This is a genomic window from Bartonella sp. MM73XJBT, from assembly GCF_028618465.1.
GTDB lineage: Bacteria > Pseudomonadota > Alphaproteobacteria > Rhizobiales > Rhizobiaceae > Bartonella.
In genome coordinates this window covers 15,086-34,899 of sequence record NZ_JAQISY010000002.1, presented here as the reverse complement: position 1 = coordinate 34,899, position 19,814 = coordinate 15,086, and the positions used below count along the sequence as shown (strand labels likewise).

General features: G+C 37.3%; 16 protein-coding genes. 3 read left to right on the top strand and 13 right to left on the bottom strand.

Annotated features, from left to right (window positions below; translation table 11 throughout):
• Nucleotides 1-73 precede the first annotated feature (73 nt).
• The 3 genes from PVV69_RS00890 to PVV69_RS00880 all read right to left on the bottom strand — a co-directional run bounded on the left by PVV69_RS00890 (nucleotide 74) and on the right by PVV69_RS00880 (nucleotide 2,852).
• On the bottom strand, nucleotides 74-1,048 hold the full coding sequence (locus PVV69_RS00890; RefSeq protein ID WP_273756097.1) for a beta-ketoacyl-ACP synthase III: 975 nt from the start codon (nucleotides 1,046-1,048) through the stop codon (nucleotides 74-76).
• Nucleotides 1,049-1,084: 36 nt separating this feature from the next.
• Nucleotides 1,085-2,167: a phosphate acyltransferase PlsX gene (gene plsX / locus PVV69_RS00885; RefSeq protein WP_273756096.1), complete on the bottom strand. Its 1,083-nt coding sequence runs from the start codon at nucleotides 2,165-2,167 to the stop codon at nucleotides 1,085-1,087.
• A 127-nt stretch (nucleotides 2,168-2,294) separates the two neighbouring features.
• The gene (locus PVV69_RS00880; RefSeq protein WP_273756095.1) at nucleotides 2,295-2,852 is read right to left on the bottom strand and encodes a DUF177 domain-containing protein; all 558 of its coding nucleotides are present in this window, start codon (nucleotides 2,850-2,852) and stop codon (nucleotides 2,295-2,297) included.
• Nucleotides 2,853-3,070: 218 nt separating this feature from the next.
• On the opposite strand from PVV69_RS00880, the gene PVV69_RS00875 reads away from it, so the two are divergent.
• The gene (locus PVV69_RS00875) at nucleotides 3,071-3,550 is read left to right on the top strand and encodes an outer membrane protein assembly factor BamE (protein WP_273720728.1); all 480 of its coding nucleotides are present in this window, start codon (nucleotides 3,071-3,073) and stop codon (nucleotides 3,548-3,550) included.
• A gap of 52 nt (nucleotides 3,551-3,602) precedes the next feature.
• Here PVV69_RS00875 and nusB read toward each other — a convergent pair whose 3' ends face one another.
• Genes nusB through glyA form a run of 6 tightly spaced genes read right to left on the bottom strand, consistent with a single transcriptional unit; the run spans nucleotide 3,603 to nucleotide 8,137 of the window.
• Nucleotides 3,603-4,073 carry a transcription antitermination factor NusB gene (gene nusB / locus PVV69_RS00870; RefSeq protein ID WP_273720713.1) on the bottom strand — a complete coding sequence of 157 codons (471 nt, stop codon included), beginning with the start codon at nucleotides 4,071-4,073 and terminating at the stop codon, nucleotides 3,603-3,605.
• Nucleotides 4,074-4,075: 2 nt separating this feature from the next.
• Nucleotides 4,076-4,534 carry a 6,7-dimethyl-8-ribityllumazine synthase gene (locus PVV69_RS00865; protein WP_273756094.1) on the bottom strand — a complete coding sequence of 153 codons (459 nt, stop codon included), beginning with the start codon at nucleotides 4,532-4,534 and terminating at the stop codon, nucleotides 4,076-4,078.
• A 56-nt stretch (nucleotides 4,535-4,590) separates the two neighbouring features.
• Nucleotides 4,591-5,226 (bottom strand): riboflavin synthase, encoded by a 636-nt coding sequence (locus PVV69_RS00860; RefSeq protein WP_273756093.1) that lies wholly within the window; start codon nucleotides 5,224-5,226, stop codon nucleotides 4,591-4,593.
• On the bottom strand, nucleotides 5,208-6,335 hold the full coding sequence (ribD, locus tag PVV69_RS00855; protein ID WP_273756092.1) for a bifunctional diaminohydroxyphosphoribosylaminopyrimidine deaminase/5-amino-6-(5-phosphoribosylamino)uracil reductase RibD: 1,128 nt from the start codon (nucleotides 6,333-6,335) through the stop codon (nucleotides 5,208-5,210). Before ribD ends, PVV69_RS00860 begins: the two co-directional genes overlap by 19 nt.
• Entirely contained in the window at nucleotides 6,328-6,810 is a 483-nt protein-coding gene (gene nrdR, locus PVV69_RS00850; RefSeq protein ID WP_273720709.1) for a transcriptional regulator NrdR, read from the bottom strand. Before nrdR ends, ribD begins: the two co-directional genes overlap by 8 nt.
• Nucleotides 6,811-6,823: 13 nt before the next feature.
• On the bottom strand, nucleotides 6,824-8,137 hold the full coding sequence (glyA, locus tag PVV69_RS00845) for a serine hydroxymethyltransferase (RefSeq protein ID WP_273756091.1): 1,314 nt from the start codon (nucleotides 8,135-8,137) through the stop codon (nucleotides 6,824-6,826).
• 319 nt (nucleotides 8,138-8,456) lie between these two features.
• On the opposite strand from glyA, the gene argC reads away from it, so the two are divergent.
• Nucleotides 8,457-9,392, top strand: a complete 936-nt coding sequence (argC, locus tag PVV69_RS00840) for an N-acetyl-gamma-glutamyl-phosphate reductase (RefSeq protein WP_273720707.1) — start codon at nucleotides 8,457-8,459, stop codon at nucleotides 9,390-9,392.
• 20 nt (nucleotides 9,393-9,412) lie between these two features.
• Here argC and PVV69_RS00835 read toward each other — a convergent pair whose 3' ends face one another.
• The 4 genes from PVV69_RS00835 to hfq form a co-directional block, all read right to left on the bottom strand.
• A complete protein-coding gene (locus PVV69_RS00835; RefSeq protein ID WP_273756090.1) occupies nucleotides 9,413-10,504 on the bottom strand; it encodes a COX15/CtaA family protein in 1,092 nt (363 codons plus the stop codon).
• Between the two features lie 119 nt (nucleotides 10,505-10,623).
• The gene (locus PVV69_RS00830; protein WP_273756089.1) at nucleotides 10,624-12,399 is read right to left on the bottom strand and encodes a hypothetical protein; all 1,776 of its coding nucleotides are present in this window, start codon (nucleotides 12,397-12,399) and stop codon (nucleotides 10,624-10,626) included.
• Between the two features lie 141 nt (nucleotides 12,400-12,540).
• Complete coding sequence (hflX, locus tag PVV69_RS00825; RefSeq protein ID WP_273756088.1) at nucleotides 12,541-13,884, bottom strand: GTPase HflX; 1,344 nt, start codon at nucleotides 13,882-13,884, stop codon at nucleotides 12,541-12,543.
• Nucleotides 13,885-13,945: 61 nt separating this feature from the next.
• Nucleotides 13,946-14,185 (bottom strand): RNA chaperone Hfq, encoded by a 240-nt coding sequence (gene hfq, locus PVV69_RS00820; protein ID WP_040296383.1) that lies wholly within the window; start codon nucleotides 14,183-14,185, stop codon nucleotides 13,946-13,948.
• 706 nt (nucleotides 14,186-14,891) lie between these two features.
• On the opposite strand from hfq, the gene PVV69_RS00815 reads away from it, so the two are divergent.
• A complete protein-coding gene (locus PVV69_RS00815; RefSeq protein ID WP_273756087.1) occupies nucleotides 14,892-19,454 on the top strand; it encodes a hypothetical protein in 4,563 nt (1,520 codons plus the stop codon).
• Nucleotides 19,455-19,814: the final 360 nt, after the last annotated feature.

The window sequence follows — 19,814 nt, the reverse complement described above, 5'->3', positions numbered from 1 at the left end:
CCACCTATTTCAAATATTAAAAATTAAAAAGTGACTTATACGTTTTATTCAAATATGGTCAAGCGACTATAATCTACCAACGAATAAGAATTGCTCCCCATGTAAACCCACCTCCCATAGCTTCTAACATGATGAGATCTCCTTTTTTAATTCTTCCATCATCAACCGCTGTTTTTAAAGCCAGTGGCACCGATGCTGCGGATGTATTACCGTGTTGATCAACAGTAATCACCACTTTATCTATGGCAATTCCCAATTTTTTAGCTGATGCTTCAATAATACGCTTATTGGCTTGATGAGGTACAAACCAATCTAATTGTGAAGCATCCACACCAGCCGCCGCAAAACAGTCATCAACTACATCCGTTATCATACCAACTGCATATTTAAAAACTTCTCGTCCTTCCATGCGCAAATAACCTGTTGTTTGTGTTGTTGAAGGACCACCGTCAACATACAGCTTATCCATATACGCACCATCAGAGCGTAATCTCGTAGACAATATGCCATGATCAAAAGCACTCCCCTCCTCACATTTGTATGCTTCCAAAATAGCAGCACCTGCACCATCACCGAATAAAACACATGTCGTGCGATCTTTCCAATCTAAAATTCGAGAAAATGTGTCAGATCCGATAACTAAAATTCTTTTGGCAGCACCACAGCGTAAATAAGCATCTCCTGTTGTTAAAGCAAAAATAAAACCGGAGCAAACAGCTTGAATATCAAAAGCAAATCCATGGCGCATTCCCAAGGCATGCTGAATTTCAACAGCCGAAGCAGGAAAGGTACGATTCGGGGTTGAAGTCGCTAAAATAATACAATCAATGTCTTTTATTGTTAAACCAGCATTAAGAAGTGCTGCTTGCGCAGCTTCAACTCCTAAAGAAACAGTTGTTTCATTTTCATTGGCAAGATAACGTTGGCGTATTCCCGTACGCTGAACAATCCATGCATCTGATGTTTCAACAAATTTTGCAATCTCATCATTTGATAAGCTGTCTTGAGGCAAGGCACTTCCTACACCACGCACAATGGATCGAATCATTCGTCCCTAACCTTTTCTTGATACTTTCTAATTGTATTATAAAAGCTTATCATAATCCCCCCCATTCATTATCGCTTCATTTTCTTGATCAAAAAGTGTTTCTTTATTTTCATGGAACCATCGTAAATCAGCAGTTATTTTTTTCAACAGTTCATTATGGACCATTTCATAACCAACACGGATAGCAGATGCAAAACCGTTAGCATTAGCGCTACCATGACTTTTTATGACAACTCCATTCAAACCTAAAAGCACACCACCATTCACCCTATCAGGGTCCATTTTATTCTTCAGTGTACGAAAAGCACCCCGCGATAAAAAATAACCAAGAGATGCTAAAAGAGAACTCCGCAGTGCGGAATTTAAGATCTCTGCTATTTGTCGCGCAGTCCCCTCTGCCGTTTTCAAAGCAATATTACCAGAAAATCCTTCTGTTACAACAACATCTACTGTTCCCTTTCCAATATCATTGCCTTCAACAAATCCTTTATACTCTAACCCCTCTAATTGCACATCACGCAATATCATTCCAGCTTTTTTAATTTCATGAAGACCTTTTACCTCTTCAACCCCCACATTTAAAAGCCCAACGGTTGGTTTTTCGGTATGATATAGAGCACGAAACATACCAGCTCCCATAACTGCCAAATCAACCAACTGGCTAGCAGATGCACCAATTGTAGCACCAATATCTAAAACGATACTCTCACTACGCAGCGTTGGCCAAATACCCGCAATCCCTGGACGTTCAGCTTCCGCCATCATTTTTAAACAAAAATAAGACATTGCCATGAGTGCGCCAGTATTGCCAGCAGAAATACAAGCATCAGCTTCGCCATTTTTTACCGCTTCAATTGCATACCACATTGATGATTTACCACGTCCATTGCGAAGTGCTTGACTTGGTTTCTCATCCATACGTGTATAGCTTTCTGTAGGACAGAACTGTGACACAGAGGTTAAACAAGGGTATTTTTTTAAAACTGGCTCAACAACTTCTTCTACGCCATAAAATAGAAAATAAACATCTGGCAAATGTTTTTGCACAATTGCTGCTCCTGCAATAGTTGCTTCCGGACCATAATCACCGCCCATGACATCCACAGAAATTCTAATCACGCTTGCATATCCTACATCTCATTTACGCATTTCAAATGCCTATCACAATTTTTTACTATTGGAACAACAAAAAAACATAGCCTGCGAAAATAGCTTCGCAATAAATAACTTTTTTATATTTTTACAATCATTTCCAACTTTTCAAAACAGAAAATGGTGATAATTTTTGTTCAGATTTTTCTCCATTTTCAATTATACGCATCTTGACTCCCTCTTTGCGGGGATAATGATTAATAGACAACTCAAAAAATTCCTCCATGATAGCACCAATATCAATTTTATCGCCATAAAACACTTCTGGCGTATCTTGTCCCTCCGCATCTAAAAACAATTCCCCTGTATCTTCCAAGATTTTAGGTTTCAACAAATTTGAATCTTCCGGAACAAAAACAACCTCAATATTTTCATGGAGAATATTCTCTAGTGGCTCTAAAGTGACAACACATAATTGTATGATACGTGCCTGCAATAGACCTTTTATACGTACCCCGCGTTTTTTCCACGGAAAAATATGGAATTTTCCCTCACAAGATTTTACTTCAACGAGAGCATGATTTTTAGCTAAATGCGCACATTCTCGTTGGTTTGCACAAATATGAACCCTTATACCTTTTGCAGGTAGAGAGCGTACTGATACTGGATAAGCCAACGCAAATGTCATTTGAGGAATATTTTGCACATTCATTGACAACTCCCGAATAGGAAAAATATATTGCGCTTTTATTGAGCCAAAACACATTTCATTCATTTTTTTCTTTTCTAAAGAAACTCTGTATGGCATAATTTGCCTTATAACAGGGAAACTCAATGTAGGCTATGGCAGATGAAGCTAAAATAAGAAAAAACTTGAGGTTGCCTTCTTGTAATATGTCTAAATGTAAAAGGGAGATACCATTGTTTCAAATGCCCCAGAGAGTAGACTTGATCAAACGTAAATTATGGATTGGTCTGTCAATAGCAAGCATGGTAGCAATTGCGGGTTGTAGTATTCTTGATTCCTCAGGGACAAGCCAAATATATCAAGAAGGTTACGTTCTTGATAAAAATGCTCTTAACTCTATTGCCATTGGATCAAGCCAAGAGCAAGTTTTGCTCACGCTAGGAACACCATCACTAAAAACAAAATATGACAATGAGGTCTTTTATTATATCTCACAAACACGCTACCGTGGGATGCAATTTATGAAAACAAAAATTATTGATCGTAAAGTTTTGGCCATTTACTTCAACAAAAATAATCAGGTTACTAAGGTAGCCAATTATGGTCTAAAAGACGGTCAAGTTTTTGATTTTATTACACAAACTACACCAACAGCGACAAAAGAGCAGCCTTTTTTAATTCAAATTATAAAAGGCCCAGCAAATTTACCTGTTCATAATTAAGTTATAACAATCTGTATACAACCCTGATAAAATCAGGGTTGTAGCATATTTTTTAAGTGCGGACTTTTTTTGCCATGCTGTCAAGAACTGCATTGACAAGTTTTGGCTCATCGCCTTCAAAAAATGCCTTTGCTATATCTACATATTCGTCCATAACAACAGCAACAGGTACGTCTTGGCGATTAATCAACTCCCACAACCCCGCACGTAAAATTGCGCGTAATATAGAATCAAGACGTGAAAGTGACCACTCTGCAGAAAGCTGCTGATGAAGCATAGGGTCAAGCTGCTTTTGATTCTTTACAACACCAGTAATAATAGCCAAAAACCATTGAAAATCAGCATCAAGATACTGATCTCCATCAATATCTTTTCCTAGACGATAAGCCTCATATTCAGCAGCAGTTTCCATTACACCAGAACCGACTATATCCATTTGATAAAGTGCTTGAACGGCAGCAAGCCTTGCTGCTCCACGTTTATTCGCTAAACGGGGAGAATCTCCTCTTTTCTTCTCAGACATATTTACTGATTATCTCCAAATCTCTTTTTTAGAGCGATCATACATAAAGCAGCTTGAGCAGCAAAACCACCTTTATTTTTTTCATCCTGCCTCGCACGCGCCCATGCTTGTTCTTCATTCTCAACAGTCAAAATACCATTTCCAATAGCCAACAGTTTATGAACAGTTAAATCCATCAAAGCGCGGCAAGAATCATTAGCAACAATTTCAAAATGATATGTTTCACCCCGAATAATACAACCAAGTGCCACATAACCATCGTAAAATACCTTATTACTTTTTTCCGCAAAAGCTATTGCACTTGGTATTTCTAATGCTCCTGGAACCGTTACAATATCATAGCTTGCTTCAGCTCTTTGCAAAGCATTCACTGCACCTCTCAAAAGTGCATCAGAAATCCCCTTATAAAAACGCGCTTCAACAATTAAGAGGTGCGATTTTTTATGGAGTTCTTTTATCATAACCAAATTCTACCAGAAAAATGAATCAATGCGCATAAGATTATAAAGTCTAAAAACTATAAGTAACTTTTAGCTTGTTTATCTTTCATTTTAAAATCAGAGAATTTTGCAGCATAACGAGCAAACTGATCAATTTCTAAGTTGACCTGATCTCCAACTTTAGCTTGTCCCCAAGTGGTCATTTCAAGCGTATGACGAATAATAAGAACATCAAAAAGACAATCCTCGATACAATTAACAGTCAACGAGGTTCCATTAAGTGCAATAGATCCCTTATTTACAATAAAGGGCGTAAACCGTGTTGGAACTTTTAAGAAAAAACGAACTGCATCTCCTTCATTTTTCTGATCAATAATGAGAGCGAGTCCATCAATATGCCCCAAAACCAAATGTCCCCCCATTTCATCACCCAATTTGAGTGAACGTTCTAGATTAATACAAGTTCCTTTTGTCCATCCTGCAAGATTCGTCAAACGCAACGCTTCTTCCCATGCCTCCACAGCAAACCAACTGATATGAGCGTGTTTTGATCCTCTCTCAACAATTGTTAGACAAATTCCTGAACAAGCAATTGATGCACCAATTTTTAAGCTTTCTAGATCATAGTGTGTAGAAATCTTTAAACGCAAACCCTGCTTTAAAGATTGCACATCTTCAATACAACCGATGTCCGTTATAATCCCTGTGAACATAATGTTTTACGTCTCCATTTATAAAAACGGTCATTTCCAAACATTCTTGTCTCAACTTCATGAAACTGCGAGAGATAATTTCCAAAATGAGGCGCTTCAATACGGTTTTGTCCTAAAATAATGGGTGCATAAAAGCATATTACATGATCCACACAACCAGCATTTAAAAACTTTTCCCCTGTCTTTACCCCCCCCTCAAGTAAAACACTATGAATTCCACGCTGATACAGGAGCTGTAAAATCGCAAGGGGTTGCATGCAACCATTTTTTATTTCTACCGAATACACCAATACACCTGATTTCTCTAGTGCAGTTTTTTTGCTTTCCTTGGCAAGATTCATATCACAAATAATCCATGTAGGAATTCTTTTTGCCGTTTGCACAACTTTTGCATCAAGGGGGACAGATAAATCTGTATCCAAAATAATACGTATGGGCGAACGCATCTCCATCCCTGGCAAACGACAATTCAATTGTGGATCATCTGCTAATATAGTACCAATACCAACAAGAATAGCATTATTTTGAGCACGCAGAATATGCGTATGTGTGTGAGAAATCATTCCACTAATTTTGATTCTCCCCTGCCCTCTTTTTCCCACCCCATTATCAGCAGAAATTGCCATTTTCAGAGTAACAGCACAACGTTGCATCTTCCTTATACACCAATGTGTGCACAATGCTTCAAAAGCCTCTTCAGCCAAAACACCTTCAACAACCTCAATACCAGCCGTACGTAAAAGAGCAATACCACGACCATCAACGCGCTTATCTAAGTCAGTAAGAGCAATAACAACCCTAGAAACCCCTGAATCAATAAGCGCATTTACACATGGCGAAGTTTTTCCATAATGCGAACAAGGCTCCAAAGTAACATAAACAGTAGCTCCACGTGCTAAAGAACCTGCCATACGCAAAGCCTGCACTTCAGCATGAGGCCTTCCTTCTATAGCTGTTACACCATAACCAACAATATATGCTCCTGCATCATTATCGTTTTGCACAATCAATGTACCAACCGAAGGATTCTCACCAGTAAGACCGACATGACGCTCTGCCAAACGGATAGCTGCCGCCATAAACCGCTCATCTTGCACTTTTTTATTCATCAAAACAAAATTCTGTATCCGTTACACTCTTTGATAACTCGTCTATAACATCGTGAAAATCACTTGCATTACGAAAATCCCGATAGACAGAAGCAAAGCGGATATAGGCAATATCATCAATTCTTTTCAATGCTTCCATCACAAGATGCCCAATTTTTTCCGAAGCGATTTCTGGTTCCCCCAAACTCTCGAGTTGACGTACAATACCAGAAATCGCTCGTTCAATATGATCAGGATCAATATTCCGTTTCCGTACAGCTATATCAACTGATCGCATTAACTTATCACGATCAAATGGTTCACATCGTCCACTTTTTTTAGAAACTAAGAGCTCACGCAGCTGAACGCGTTCAAAAGTTGTAAAACGACCGCCACAAACGGAACACACACGCCGACGACGAATAACTGCGCCTTCTTCAGCTGGACGCGAATCTTTGACTTGTGTATCCTCATATTGGCAGTAAGGACAGCGCATCTGTTGTGTATCCTTAACAAGTGCTAAGATAAGAGTAAAGAGGAAATTGATTCGTTATATCTTTCACCTTTTCCCTAACAGCCATTTCAATGACACTATTATCTTCATCGCTTTTTGCTATCCCAAGACCATCAAGAACTTCTGAAATCAGGTTACCAACTTGAATAAATTCTTTTTCTGCAAAACCACGCGTTGTCGCAGCAGGTGATCCCAAACGAATTCCTGAAGTTATCGATGGTGTTTCAGGATCAAAAGGAATACCATTTTTATTACAAGTAATATGTGCTCGTCCTAAAGCCAATTCAGCACGTTTTCCTGTCACATTTTTAGAACGCAAATCAACCAATAATAAATGATTGTCCGTACCACCAGAAACAATATTAAAACCATTATTCTCTAATGTTTTTGCTAAAGTTTTAGCATTGGTAACAACATCAGCACTGTAACGCTTAAAAGAAGGCTGCAAAGCCTCCGCAAATGCAACAGCTTTAGCCGCAATCACATGCATTAAAGGACCACCTTGAAGACCAGGGAAAATCGCTGAATTAATTTTTTTGGCTAAAGCTTCATCATTTGTTAAGATCAAACCACCCCGAGGACCACGTAACGACTTATGTGTTGTCGTTGTTACAATATGTGCATAGGGAACAGGTGAAGGATGAACACCACCAGCAACCAGACCCGCAATATGTGACATATCAACGAGAAAATAAGCACCGATCTCATCTGCTATTTCACGGAACCGTTTCCAATCCCATAGACGAGGATAAGACGAACCACCTGCAATAATAAGCTTAGGCTTATGTTTTTTTGCAAGGCATTCAACTTCCTCCATATCAAGAATTTGATCTTCTTGACGCACGCCATAGGAAACAACATCAAACCATTTTCCAGACATATTGACAGATGAACCGTGTGTCAAATGACCACCAGCATTTAAATCCAATCCCATAAATGTATCACCAGGCTGGAGTAAAGCTAAAAAGACAGCTTGATTCATTTGGCTACCAGAATTAGGCTGGACATTTGCAAAAGCAGCACCAAAAAGCTGTTTTGCTCGTTCAATTGCTAAATCTTCAACAATATCAACAAACTGACATCCCCCATAATAGCGTTTTCTTGGATAACCTTCTGCATATTTATTTGTTAAAACTGACCCTTGTGCTTCAAGAACCGCCCTTGAAACAATATTCTCTGAAGCTATCAGCTCAATTTCATGTTGTTGACGCTCAAACTCCCCCCTAATTGCATCGAAGATTGCAGAATCGACAGTTTGTAAATTATCATTAAAAAAGCGCTTTTGTATGTCATTCTCTTGCTGAATCATAAAACACATTCCTAGCATTAAAAAATAAATTTACTAAACGATAACACAGCAGATTACGCAAACCAAATATTTTAAATAACTTTCACTCTAAAAGTGTGCAAACTTTATTTTATTCCTTTAATATATAAACGAAAAACATTTCCCTCACGAAAATAACACTACATGAATATTAAGCTTTTCCTCACACACACACTTACTGGTCGCATTGTTTTACAAGCAAAACGATTTATAAATTCAAGAAACGTAAGAATTTAGTTAGTAATCATTTATAATATAATACGCTAAATATGGCAGAAAAAATTCATTTCAGGCAAAGAGAATGGCAACAAAAGTTTTTATTGACGGTGAACATGGCACAACCGGATTACAAATACAAAAACGACTAGCGGAGCGTTCGGATTTTAAATTACTCTCTCTTGCGCATACAGATCGACATAATATTGATATTCGGCGTGACTGTCTTAATCAAACTGACATTGCTATTTTATGTCTTCCAGATAATACTGCACGTGAAACAGTTAACTGGCTTAAAAACAATAAAAAAATTAGAATCATTGATAGCTCAACAGCGCACCGTATTGCACCAGATTGGGTCTACGGTTTTCCTGAAATGACCGCGGGACAAAAAAAACGCATTCAAGCAGCACATTACGTGACCAATCCTGGATGTTACCCTACCGGTGCAATTAGCTTGATTCGACCACTGCGTGAAGCTGGCTTGTTAGATGCTTCTTACCCGATATCAATTAACGCAATATCCGGTTATACCGGTGGAGGAAAACAATTAATTGCACAAATGGAAAACCAATTTCAACAAAATGACGTTCGAGAAAATTATTTTATTTATGGTCTCAATCTTGAACACAAACATGTCCCTGAAATTAAACTCTATGGACAAATGAGCCAAACACCTATTTTTATACCAAGCGTTGGTCGTTTTCCGCAAGGAATGATTGTAAATATTCCACTCTACCGCCATTTACTTACAAAATCAGCCAGTTGTTCTGATCTACGAGAAATTTTTGAAAACCATTACGATGGGCAAAATGTTATAACAATCGCATCACAAGAAGAAACAGATGCTCTCACTAAACTCAATCCAGAATATTTAGCACATACAGACAAGATGAAACTGTTCGTGTTTGGCAATGAACGCGAAGGTATCTTCAATCTCTGTGCCCTCTTCGATAATTTAGGAAAAGGTGCAGCCGCAGCTGCTGTTCAAAATCTCGACTTAATGCTGTCAAGAATCTAGACTTTTCTCGATACATCGCTTTATTCAACAGTGCGATACGCTCCTTTTGTTGCACGCCAATGGGCAACTGAAAAACACAAAACTGCTAACGCAACGCTTTGATGGATAAGTCCTAAGCTTAGGGGCACTTCATGGAGCAAGGTAAGAATACCCAAAAATGCTTGAATAACAATCATAATACATACAAAAAATGCACGACGAGAATGTGTTGAATTTGGCACACTTTTCCGCAGATATAGAACATGAATAACGGCTGCAACAAATAAAAAATAAGCAAAAAAACGATGGACAAATTGAACTGTTAAGGGATTTTCGAAAAAATTGCGCCAAACAGGAGTATGTTGCAACAATCCATCAGGAATAATCTGACCATCCATAAGGGGCCACGTATTATAAACTTTTCCAGCATGGAGTCCTGCAACCAAAGCACCCAAGTAAATTTCGATCAAAATGAAAACAACAAGCCACCCCGCAAAATATTGTATCCTTTGACCTGCTGGTTTTTCTGAATATTCCACGAGCCCTCGTGATAAATAAGTAACAAAAATAATAACAAAACAAGCTGTTATAAGATGAAACGCTAAACGATATTGGCTCACGCTGGTCAAATTACTTTGGCCAATACCTGAAGCAACCATCCACCAACCAATGAATCCTTGAAATGCAATAAGAATAGGAACAATGGTAAGTTGAAGTAAGATCTTTTTTTCAATACGCTTGGTCGCCCAAAACCAAATTAAACCGAATAAAGCAACAAGGCCAACAAGACGCCCTAAAACGCGGTGTGCCCATTCCCACCAGAAAATCACCTTAAACGCATTTAACGTCATATCGCGATTAAGCAACTTATATTGTGCTATCTGTTGATATTTTAAAAACTCTTCTTGCCATTGTTCCTCACCAATGGGTGGAATGACACCGTGAATTGGCTTCCACTCAGTTATCGACAACCCTGATCCCGTTAAGCGGGTAGCTCCCCCCACTAAAACAATTGCCAAACAAAGTAATAAAATAGAATAAAGCCACAGGCGAATTTGTGTTCTATTTTTTTTCTGCAATGGTGTCAAAACGCTCTCATTCAAACTCTTTATGGTCATCTCTGATTGCCCCACGTCTCTCTCCAATTACAACTCATTAAAAAACTTAAACATAACAAATCACAACCCTTTTAAATTATGTACTACAACTTTAGTATAAAACAAGGGTAGCACGATAACATGCAATTCATATTCTATGATAGATATGAAGCAACCACACGGTAAACAGTCTTCGGAAACTGTCTCACCATTTTTCGTATCCAATCTTGTTCATTAAGAGTAATACTACAGATATAATAGTCTGTTAGCCTCGCAAATTGTTCAACTCCATATTGAGGTTCACTCTCCATCTCTAAAATAATAAAATCATAATCCTTTTTAAATTCTTGTAAGAGGTTCGGAATACCATCTAAAAAATCTTGTGCAGACACAGCACTCGTTAATCCTTGTGGAAGAATATCAATGCCCGTGTCATAATCACGATAAATCACATCCCGCAACTGAGCATTTCTTGTTAAAATATCGCTCAATCCTCTATGTGGACCAATGACTTTCTCTATTTGTTGACCAGAAATATCCACCAACAAAATGGTTTTGCGCTCTTTGATAAGATGAAGAGAAAGCTTTGCTGCTGTTCGTGCAGCTTCTGGTCCAATGATTGAAATAATCACCGAAGTGCGACGCTTCAAAAAATTTGATAATCCCTCTATTGTAACAAAAGATTCAAGTTCTTCTATTCTTTCAGATATGAAAACGCTCTCATCACTTTTAAAATCATTTTCTTTTACTTTATCTCTCCTTGTTGCAGAACATTGACGAAACAACAATGCCCCTCCCAAAAGAGTAATCAAACTTGTAAAGACACTGATAAGAACATTCTTCCCATAAAGATCCATAAAAGGAATTGTTGTTAACGTTGTTGGTACAACTACATGAATCTTTGTGTTGTGCAAAAGAGAAGAATCCTTATTCATCTCTTTGTTTTGCGCATCTACCACTGCTCTTATTTTATTTTCGAGCTCATTAAACATTTGATTCAAAGATTGGGATTGATCTTTTACAAAAAAGCTCATCCTTTTTTTTAGTTGTTTTTCGAATTCTGTTGCAAGAATCTCATCGGAGTGAAATTGGTGAACAATTTGCAAAATTTTATTTTCTAATTGCTGAGAAACCGCCTCTAATTCTGCAGTCATTGCTTTTATTTGAGGATGTGTCCAGCCTAATTGTGCAACCATATGCGCTCTTTGCGTTTCCAAAAGATCACGCTTAGCTTCCAATGCAGAAATCATTGAATTCCCTGCAATAAAGGATAAAGACAATAAAGACTGTCCATTCTCCTGCGCCATATTAATAGTAGAATTCAAACTCGTTAAATGAATACGCTTTAAAGTCGCTTCCATTAATTGCACAGAAAGATCATGAAGTTCTGTTTGTTTTATATTGTGATAAATGAAAGAATCAACAGATGAACGGAATCCATGCATTATGTCCAAAATTTTAGTCTTATCATAGTGTTGAGAAGTTTGTTGTTCTATTAACAATAATTTTTGTTGCTGTTGTATGATTGCTTTTGAAAATGCCGAAAACCAAATCTCTAATCCGTGTTGAGCAGCTTCAAGTGTTTCTGCTTCAAAAATAAGATCAAAGAAATTACCATTGCGCAACAAACGGATATTTTCACGAAAATCTTTCTTTTGAGAGCTCCCTAAAGAAAGACTCTGTAAGCGTGAATCCTTTAAAACTATGGGCTGTGACAGAAGAAAAGCGATAACATTATTTTGTTTATCAATTGGCAAAGGCTTCTCAATAGAATCCGATACTGAAAATGTTAAGGTTGCCCGATAAATCCGTGGCTGAACAAAATAATATACCCAAATCAAAGATGTACAGAGCACTGCTAATAACAAAACAACCAAAATGTTTTGCAATACTGTACGTACCAACAGTTTTCTATCGCACTTAAGAATCATCTTTCTTTCAACCAGCAAAATACTTCATGATTTTTATTTAAGAGAAAGTAGTAACTATCCTCTTAACTTGAATTCATATTATTTTGCGATAAGAAAACCATAAAATTTAAGAAAAAATATTCAAGAATATCTACAAAAACTTTAGTTCAGATTTTGTTTGATATAATCTAAGCGTTTTTTTGCTTCACAGGTAAGTACTGCTCTAATGGTAACAGAACCATCATCATGCCCTTCTTGCATAATCTCACCAGAATTTTCATAAAACCAATCAATAAGCGACATTTGATGAGGTCTTAAAAGACATTCAACCTTTTGCATTTCTCCAAAAATCCGCTTTTCAATTGCTGTCAATAATTGACCCAATCCATCGCCCATGAGCGCTGATACCATTACCGCAGGATTTAATCGTGTTTTTGCATTTGTTTGCAAGACATTTAATGCTTGTTCATCCAGGATATCAATTTTGTTCCAAACTTCTATGATACGTTCCGTATCATCAATATCAATACCAAGACTTGAAAGTACTCTCAAAACATCCTGAGCATGCACACGATGATCAAAATCAGACATATCTCTCACATGAAGAATGAGATCAGCTTCAACCACTTCTTCAAGGGTTGCTTTAAAAGCTGCAATCAAATGCGTTGGTAAGTTAGAAATAAAGCCTACCGTATCAGACAAAAGAATAGTTTGTCCATGGGGAAGAATAACTTTGCGCAAAGTGGGATCCAGCGTTGCAAACAACATATTCTTTGCCAAGACATCTGCACCACTTAAATGATTAAAAAGGGTTGATTTTCCTGTATTGGTATATCCAACTAAAGCAACAACAGGATGGGGTGTTTTTTTTCTTTTCGCTCTATGAAGCGCACGTGTTTTCATAACTGTTTCTAATTCGCGACGGATACGAACAATTTTCTCTTGCAAAAGACGCCTATCTTCTTCAATCTGCGTCTCACCAGGTCCCCCTAAAAAGCCACGGCCACCACGTTGCCTTTCCAAGTGTGTCCAACTACGCACCAGCCTGCTTTTTTGATAAGATAAATGCGCTAATTCAACTTGTAGAACACCTTCTTTTGTCCGCGCACGCTCTCCAAAAATTTCAAGAATGAGAGCCGTTCTATCAATAACTTTACAATGCCATAATTTTTCTAAATTACGCTGCTGCACGGGCGTTAAAGAATAATCTACAATCGCAAGTTCAATAGAATATTCACTTATATATTGGGCAAGCGCCTCTACTTTACCCTTTCCAAACAAAGTCGCTGGACGAAGTGTAACAATATTAACCGTCTCATGATAAACAACTTCCAACCTTATAGCACGCGCGAGCCCTAAAGCCTCCTTAAGCCGAGAAGATACTGAACATCCACTTGCGGTATTTTTACTTTCATTTTCTTGGCAAATCGGCACCAAAACAACAGCGCGGACTTGTTTTTCAATTCGCGAAGGAAATCCCCCAAATCTCTTATTTTCATTTATCATGACAATTCAAGCATTTTAGACATGGGAATGGGATAAGAGATTTCAAAGTGAAGTGACTTGTTTATTCAGGGTTTTCCCCCTCAAACATCTGCACGGATTGTCCGGGCATAATTGTAGAAATAGCATGCTTATAGACCAATTGCGCATGCCCATCTCGACGTAGAAGCACACAAAAATTATCAAACGAAGTTACAATACCCGTTAGCTTAACACCATTTACAAGAAAAATTGTAAGAGAAATTTTTTGCTTGCGTACCGTATTTAAAAATACATCTTGCAGGTGCTGTGATCGTTCTGCCATTATTCTTACACCTTTATCTCGAATTGCATCAGAATACCCATGTACGCATATCGACTGAAAAATATCGAATTGTCAACGCAGCAACTTCAAAAATTAGCAAAAGACACTTTTCCTATCAAGAAAAAACAGCCCTTTAAGGTAAGGAGCACAACAACCTATAAAAACATTAGAAAATACGCGATTTCCAAACGTTTACGTTTTTATACCGTGAAAAGATAAACTTTTAATTTTACATCTCGCAACATTACGCATACCCTATACTCTAAATTATGTGTATTTCAAAATAGTGCGTTTTTCTGATTAGAATCAACATAAATTATCAGAATGAGAGCATGACTCGTTAATTCTTATCAAAAAAAACAATAGGTACATATCACAAATGTACCTGCAACCGCAGACTTTTTTAACCATATTGTGTACAACGGTCATTATATTGCCACTAACACAAATACAACGAGTTTATAATTTTACTTATAAATTGAAAGTTGTAAACAGTATTTTATTTTTTAAAAATCAAATAATATGTTGTTTTTATTGATCTTTGTAATATTTTTGCACAAGTTAATGTACTGCGTTAACTTTAATCTTGATAAGTTTTTAAAAATTTTCTTGGAGCGTATTCCTTTCTAAATAATTAACAGCTAGTATACCGGAATATCTGAAGAAGGAAGTATCCTTTTTCGGTCTGTAAGAGTACGAGGCGAGTATGGCACGCAGAACCAAGTTACAAACATTTGAAATTGAAGTTGAAGAAGCTCTCTCAAAAGCTATGAACTTTGATTTTGCTAATGCGGAAATTGAAACAATATCATCCAATAATTCTGATAATGTCATTAATGTAGATGAGCTCATTCAAAAGATTGCGATGGCAGAAGAAGAAGTTTTCGCTGAAAATGGTACTTCGACTCTTCTCTCCAATATTCATGATAGTGCTGTTATTGATGAATCCGTTGTTGAACAGCTTTTTGCTTCCAAATCTGGATCTGAACTTTCAGGTGGAACGGTTCATAACAGATTATTATCCACACAACTTTTTCCTGCTAATGATGATATAACAACCCCTTTAAATTATGAATTATTAAAGCAGCGTTCTCCCTCTCGAATCTATTGGTGTACAACAGCACTTAGTGCTTTATGGGCAACAGGAGGTGCTGTTATTGCTCATAAGCTAGCTCCTGCTGGACTCAATTCCTTATCGAATATTACTACTTTTGTTACATCCCCAACAGGACTAGCTGTAGTAGCTGGAACAGTAATTCCTATTCTTATATCTTGGGGATTTGCTCAATTAACAAAACGCTCGAATGAATTGCATAATATTGCTCTTCTCATGACCAATGCTGCACAACGTCTCAGTGAACCACAGCATATCTCTGAAAAACAAGCTCTTGCTATAGGGCAGACCATTCGTGAAGAAGTTTCGGCTATGAACGAGGGGATTGAACGTACCCTTGGGCGTGCTGTTGAGCTTGAAGCGATCATACAAGGAGAAGTTCATAATCTGGAACAAGCTTATGCTGAAAATGAGTCGCGCATTCATACTCTCATCAAAGAATTGAGCAATGAACGCATAGCCATCTTAAATCATGCTGACCGAGTTCAGTCAACAATTAAGGGAACACAGGAGCAACTGAGTGATGAATTTGGCTTAGTTACCTCCAAGATTGTAACCAATGTTGAAAAGCTTGCGCAAACTCTTTCCCAGACTTTACAAAAACAAGGAGAAGATCTTGTTGAAAAACTTTCCTATGCCGGTGATGGGGTAACAAATCAACTCGTTGAAAAATTTAATCAAACCACAATGCAAATCCAGCAAAAAAACTCGGAGTTTTTTTACGAATTAGGGAAAAATTTTGATAGTTTCTCAGAACGTTTTGATAATAATGAAAAACAAATAGAGAAAACTTTTCATGAAACTGCTGCTAAAGCTGAAATGCATATTGCTAAAATTGCAACGCATATACAAGCAGCAACAGAGCAAACTCTCTACAGTGTTGATGAAAAATTTAAAGCACTCGATGAATCCATTATTAATCGCAATAATCAGTTTCTACAGAATTTTGATGACAAAGTTATACAGCTCGATGAGAAAGCATACAAACTCTCTGCTAAATTTGATAACGTAACTTCAGAAGCAATTGACGCTTTTGAAAATCGTTTAGCAAATGTTGATCTTTCTCTTAAAGAGCACAGCAATTCCATCATTGAATCCTTCATAGCGCGCAGTCAAGATCTAGAAGATAATGCTGAAAAACTTGGTCATTTCTTGGAATCACATGTCTTGCAAATTAATGCGAATCTTCAAGAAAGAACGGCTGATATTACTGAAGCCTTTACAAGTGGACGGGAAACTATTCTTTCTGCAATCGACAAAAGCAAAGATAAACTAAAAGAAGAAGTTCAACATATCGATAATGCTATTGTTGATATCATACAAGAGTGTTCACAAGACTTCAAATTGCAACTTTCTGATCAAAGATCTCTCATGGCAAACATGCTCGACAGTGAAAAGAATAAAATTGCCGATACATTAAGAACTCAAATTGATGCCCTAGCACAAAATACTTCAAGTCTTGAAAAGATTTTGATTGATAATGTTCAAATTGTTGATCATCAAGCAGAAAATCATGTTGCAAATATCGTCCAATGCACAGAAAAACTACAAAAAGTCATTGCTCAAAGCTGCAATACAACGAGAGATGCTTTAGAAGCACAAGCTAGAAATATTGATATACGTGCCGATGCGCTTCGTGATTCTTTGGCGATTAACAGTTTTTCTCTTAACGAAGTTCTTGCAGATCAAACACGTATACTTGAACAACGGATGGAAACCATTCATAATCTCATTGCCAAAAGTGACATACATGTTGATGCCGCATTAAAACAGCAAATAGGTCTCGTTGAAGATGCAATTGCTGCTAATAATAGAAACATTACCGAAACTGTTCAAGGACATATCAAAAATCTTGAAGGACATGCTGAAATTCTGAAGAATACTCTCTCTCAATCTAACGGAACATTCTTTGAAGCCCTTGAAACACGTATAGAAACCCTCGATGAGAGTTTGGAAAATCATACCCGCCAAATCTTTCAGCGTGCAACCAGCCTAGAAGAAGCATTTTCAGAAAAGCTTGGACAAGTATGTGAAACTATAGAGATGCAAACATCTATCCTTGAAAAGCGCTCTGATTCATTGCAAACATCTATGATCCTTAATAATGAACAAAGTCAAGCAATTCAACAAGCTCTCGAAACAAGTGTTGATAATATACGGATTACATTGGAAGATTCCGTTAACACAGTTGCAAGTAGTTTGCGTGATAAAGTTGTAGAAGCCTCCGATATTCTTTCTTCTACAAGTGAACAGATACTTTTATCTGTAGAGGACGTTACCACAAAAGCAGAAAATATTCTCTCAGAATCTGGTAACCGCATTGTATCAAACGTTAAACAAACAGTTTATGATACCAGTGAAAAAGTTTTATCCGTCCTGTCTGAGCAAACAGCTCATACGATTGAAGCCTTCACAACAGCCAGTCATAATGCGCAAGCATTGTTGAATGAAACCATTCACACTTCAACAACAGAAATTGAACAAGTCCTCAATGAGCGCTGCAATGTTCTTCATCACTCCATGCAAAATCTGAAAAATAATTTAGGATCGCAGCTTTCTGATGTAAGTGATCGTTTGGAAGACGCAAAAAATCAAACAGCTACCCAAATTTCAGAACATGTTGGAAAAATTACAGAACTAACAAGCAATTTAAATCAAGCAGCGCAAAATACAACGGAATCAATTGGTTGTTTGACACAGCATCTGAGTGAACAGCTCTCCCTTTCAACACAAGATGCTGAACAAAGGATCTATGCACACAATGAGTCTTTCGTGAATAGCTTGGCACAAACCAACACTGAAACACTTCAAACAGTAACTGCTCTGAAGGATGATCTTGTCAATAATGTCTCATCGATCGTTGCACAATTGAATCAATCAATTTACAGCTTCCACGAAAATAATAATGTTTTATTATCAGCAGTTCAAAATATTGATGGTCAATTTAATGCGGCTGCGAATCATTTTTTCCGCAATACAAACCAAGTGGCAGAGCAGTTATCAGCCTCAAATCAAGCGCTCCATAACAATGTTGAGGTTCTGCAAGGGCTTTCACAAAATACATTTGAACAGATTAGTCATATAACAAATCGTTTTGGGGAACATGCTAAAACACTTTCTGAAACGATTCATGTTCTCGAGCAGTCCGAAAATTCACTTGGTGCAACCCTTGAAGAAAAACACAACATGCTCTCTGCATTAAGCAATGCGCTTGTTGCGAAATCTAATGAAATCAATCAATTGATTGTACATTATGAAAACGTTCTCAACTTAGCATTAGAACGCACAGATAATAATGCGCGTCACTCTACCCATTCACTCCAACAATCACTCAATCAGCTTATTAATGAAGCTTCAGTACGTTTTTCAGGAGCAGCAAAAGATATACGTCGCTCCGCTGATGAAGTTCGTTTAGAACTTTCAAAAATTAATAATGATATTAATGAGAATGTTCAAAAGCTTCCAGAAAAGACAAAAGAAACAACACAAACAATTCGCACAGCTCTGAATGAACAAATTACAGCATTAAAAGATCTCGTAAACGTTATACAAAAGAATAATCAAAAAAATGCCAGTGAACAGATAATGTCGGCGCTTCCTTCATCGTCAACACTTAAGAAGAGTGAGAGTATTTCTTCTGAAGTGGTTAAAAAGATAGTGCCGCCTAAACCTGTTTTGCAACAAAACCAAAGTAAAAAGCGGCAAAATAAATGGGTATCGAATCTCTTAGAAAGAGCTTCACGTGAAGAAACTTGGTATGATGAGATGCATGATGATACCGTTTTTGCACCGGTACAAACAAAAACACGTTCTGCAAATGAGTCTCTTAATTCTTTAGCAGCCGGTATAGTACAAGCCATGAACCATAATGCTGTTGTTGAGCTATGGGATCATTATCGCCGTGGACAAAAAAACATAGTGACAGAACGCCTTTATACTTCAAATGGGAAAAAGATATTTGAAATGATTAAGAAAAAACATATGAGTGATATGGGTTTTAAACATTCAGTTAATCAATATATTATGGATTTTGAAAAGCTATTACATGATGTGTCGAGGAGTTCTGGTTCTTCCAACGCAATTCGGAAATACCTGATATCGGATACTGGAAAAGTCTATACTATGCTTGCTCATGCAAGTGGGCGCATTCAATAGCCAGCAATAGAAGTGGAAAAATGTTTTTCCACTTTTTCTTTTTCCGTTGTTGTGATTGTTCTCCGTCTTGTAACACATTTGTAACGTTGTGTACCAAAGGTTGAGTATATGATTGATATTAGATTACCTATAAATTTAAAGTAATTCCCCTATAAAAACAGCACAACACAATAGGATAAGCATAAGTCCTCCTACTTCTTTTATTACCCCTTTCATTACTTCACTTTTTTCGCAAGACAATAATCGTCTGTAAATCCTATCCTCACTTATAAAAACGTTAATAAAGCATATGTTTATGACAATCCAGCTCAATGAATAAACCACTCCCTTCTATTCTTTTCAAGCCAGCATTGCAAAAAA

Bases quoted from the DNA above. Each gene is read 5' to 3' on its own strand.
- PVV69_RS00890 (WP_273756097.1), bottom strand. From the start codon at position 1,048: ATGATTCGATCCATTGTGCGTGGTGTAGGAAGTGCCTTGCCTCAAGAC.
- PVV69_RS00880 (WP_273756095.1), bottom strand. From the start codon at position 2,852: ATGAATGTGCAAAATATTCCTCAAATGACATTTGCGTTGGCTTATCCA.
- PVV69_RS00875 (WP_273720728.1), top strand. From the start codon at position 3,071: ATGCCCCAGAGAGTAGACTTGATCAAACGTAAATTATGGATTGGTCTG.
- nusB (WP_273720713.1), bottom strand. From the start codon at position 4,073: ATGTCTGAGAAGAAAAGAGGAGATTCTCCCCGTTTAGCGAATAAACGT.
- PVV69_RS00865 (WP_273756094.1), bottom strand. From the start codon at position 4,534: ATGATAAAAGAACTCCATAAAAAATCGCACCTCTTAATTGTTGAAGCG.
- PVV69_RS00860 (WP_273756093.1), bottom strand. From the start codon at position 5,226: ATGTTCACAGGGATTATAACGGACATCGGTTGTATTGAAGATGTGCAA.
- ribD (WP_273756092.1), bottom strand. From the start codon at position 6,335: ATGAATAAAAAAGTGCAAGATGAGCGGTTTATGGCGGCAGCTATCCGT.
- nrdR (WP_273720709.1), bottom strand. From the start codon at position 6,810: ATGCGCTGTCCTTACTGCCAATATGAGGATACACAAGTCAAAGATTCG.
- glyA (WP_273756091.1), bottom strand. From the start codon at position 8,137: ATGATTCAGCAAGAGAATGACATACAAAAGCGCTTTTTTAATGATAAT.
- argC (WP_273720707.1), top strand. From the start codon at position 8,457: ATGGCAACAAAAGTTTTTATTGACGGTGAACATGGCACAACCGGATTA.
- PVV69_RS00830 (WP_273756089.1), bottom strand. From the start codon at position 12,399: ATGATTCTTAAGTGCGATAGAAAACTGTTGGTACGTACAGTATTGCAA.
- hflX (WP_273756088.1), bottom strand. From the start codon at position 13,884: ATGATAAATGAAAATAAGAGATTTGGGGGATTTCCTTCGCGAATTGAA.
- hfq (WP_040296383.1), bottom strand. From the start codon at position 14,185: ATGGCAGAACGATCACAGCACCTGCAAGATGTATTTTTAAATACGGTA.
- PVV69_RS00815 (WP_273756087.1), top strand. From the start codon at position 14,892: ATGGCACGCAGAACCAAGTTACAAACATTTGAAATTGAAGTTGAAGAA.